This window comes from Streptomyces sp. WELS2, assembly GCF_013870595.1.
Lineage (GTDB): Bacteria > Actinomycetota > Actinomycetes > Streptomycetales > Streptomycetaceae > Streptomyces.
Window position 1 is genome coordinate 1 of sequence record NZ_JACBWZ010000965.1, and the last position, 2,146, is coordinate 2,146.

Genomic DNA, 2,146 nt, shown 5'->3' on the forward strand with positions numbered 1-2,146 from the left:
CTCCTCGGTCACGATGCGTTCGACCGCCGCCGCCACCAGCTGCTCGCGCTCCGCCTCCGTGAAGACGTCCGGCAGGGTGAGCTGCTCGACGATCAGCCAGTTGAGCGTCAGGACGAGGAGCTTGACCGCCGTGGCGTCGCCGGGGAAGCCGGACGCCTCGTGGTAGGCGACGTTGGCGTCCAGGTCGGCCCGGACCCGCTCGGTGAGGACCTGGCGGAGTCCGGGGCGGCGGGTGGCCTCGAGGCGCAGTTCGAGCAGCGCGAGGTAGCCGGTGCGGAAAGCGGCCACGCGGCCGACGAGCTCCCGCATCAGCCGCGCGTAGGTCTCCCGGTCGCGGTCGGCCGTCCGCAGCCGGGTGAGCGTGGCCTCGTCGGGCTGGAGCCGCTCGTAGACCCGGGCCCCGGCCTGGGTGAGCAGGTGGTCGCGGTCGGCGAAGTAGTTGGAGGCGGTGCCGACGGGCACGGCGGCCTGCGTGTCCACCGCACGGAACGTCAGGCCCCGCGCGCCGTCCCTGGCCAGCACCTCGATCGCCGCGTCCACGAGGGCGGCCCGCCGTTCGTCGTTCCGTCTCACCATTGACACCACTCCAGCTGTAGTACTACGTTCAGACCACTTCAACCAGAGTACTACGTCAGGAGCCATCAGCTTGCGCAAGCTCGTGTACTACGTCGCCGTCTCGCTCGACGGCCGCATCGCCGGCCCCGGCGGCGAGTACGACTTCTTCCCGGCCGGCGACGAACGGCAGGCCGCCGCCTACTCCGCCTGGACCGGCACCCGGTATCCCGAGACGGTCCCGACCGCCCACCGCGCCGCCGTCGGCCTGACCGACGCGTCCAACCGGCACTTCGACACGGTCGTCATGGGCCTCGGCGCCTACCGTCCCGCTCTCGGCGCGGGGATCACCAGTCCGTACGCGCACCTGCGCCAGTACGTGGTCTCCAGCACCCTGGCGCCGGACGTCGACCCGGCCGTCACCGTCGTCCCGGGCGACCCGCTCGGCCTGGTCCGCGCGCTCAAGCGGGAGGAGGGCACCGGGCTGGACATCTGGCTGTGCGGCGGCGGGAAGCTCGCGGGGGCCCTGCTGCCCGAGCTCGACGAACTGGTGATCAAGAACTACCCGGTGGTGGCCGGCGCCGGCATCCCGGCCTTCGACGGCGCGTTCGACCCCACCGCGTTCGAGGTCGCCGAGCGCACCGCCTTCCCCAACGGCGTCACGCTCACCCGTCTCACCCGTCGCTAGCGACACGCGGCAGGATCCGTTTCCCCCGGGGTGCTGTGGGTACGCTGACGTTTCAGGTTTCGCATTCCCGTCGGACATCGGTCTCACAGCGCTGGCGGTTGGGACACAGGAGGCCGGGCGCGATGGCCACGAATCACGGCAGGACACACTCCGGGGCCACGGACGCCGTCTCCACGGGCTCCGGGTGCGGCGCACCGTGCTGGGTCAGCCTGACCAGTCACGGTCTCGAGGAGTCGCAACGGTTCTACGGGGCCGTGCTCGGCTGGCAGTGGCGCCCGGCCGGGGCGGGCGATCACTTCCGTATCGCGCTGGCGGACTCGGCACCGGTCGCCGGGATCGCCATGCTGCCGGCCCTGCGGCAGACGGGGGTGGCCTGGACGCCGTACTTCGCCGTGCCGGACGCCGACCAGGCCGCGGCGCGGGCCCGCGAGCGGGGCGGCAGCCGCAGCGGGCCGACGCCCGGACGCGTGGCCCTCCTCTCCGACCGGCACGGGGCCACCTTCGGCATCTGGGAGGGGGAGCTGTTCGGCCGCTGGGAGCCCTGGCGGCCGGCGGCACCGGCCTTCATCACCCTGCACACCCGCGACGCCTTCGACGCCGCCATGTTCTACGGCGGCGTCCTGGAATGGGCCTCGGACCGCCCCGGCAGCTGCGAGGTCGAGTACGAGGCCGACGAGGTGCTGCTGCGCAGCCGGGGACTCGTCGTCGCGCGCATCGAGTCGGGAGAGTCGGACACGGCCCCCGACCCCTCGGTACGGCCGCACTGGCAGGTCACCTTCCTGGTGGACGACGTGCCCGGGTGCGCACGGGCCGCCGAGCGGCACGGCGGAGGCGTCCTGGAGGAGGGCGAGCACGAGGCCGTACTGCGCGACCCCGACGGCGCCCGGTTCACCGTGATCTCGGCGG

Annotated in this window: 3 protein-coding genes; 2 read left to right on the forward strand and 1 reads right to left on the reverse strand. The window is 73.1% G+C overall.

Going from position 1 to position 2,146, the window contains the following annotated elements; all coding sequences use genetic code 11:
• A partial coding sequence (locus H5J33_RS32335) for a TetR/AcrR family transcriptional regulator (protein WP_181798287.1) occupies positions 1–576 on the reverse strand: 576 nt, incomplete at its 3' end.
• A 70-nt stretch (positions 577–646) separates the two neighbouring features.
• Here H5J33_RS32335 and H5J33_RS32340 point away from each other — a divergent pair.
• Both H5J33_RS32340 and H5J33_RS32345 read left to right on the forward strand, forming a co-directional pair.
• The gene (locus H5J33_RS32340; RefSeq protein WP_181798288.1) at positions 647–1,240 is read left to right on the forward strand and encodes a dihydrofolate reductase family protein; all 594 of its coding nucleotides are present in this window, start codon (positions 647–649) and stop codon (positions 1,238–1,240) included.
• Between the two features lie 122 nt (positions 1,241–1,362).
• Positions 1,363–2,146 (forward strand): VOC family protein (locus H5J33_RS32345; protein WP_181798289.1); only part of this gene is annotated, 784 nt, incomplete at its 3' end.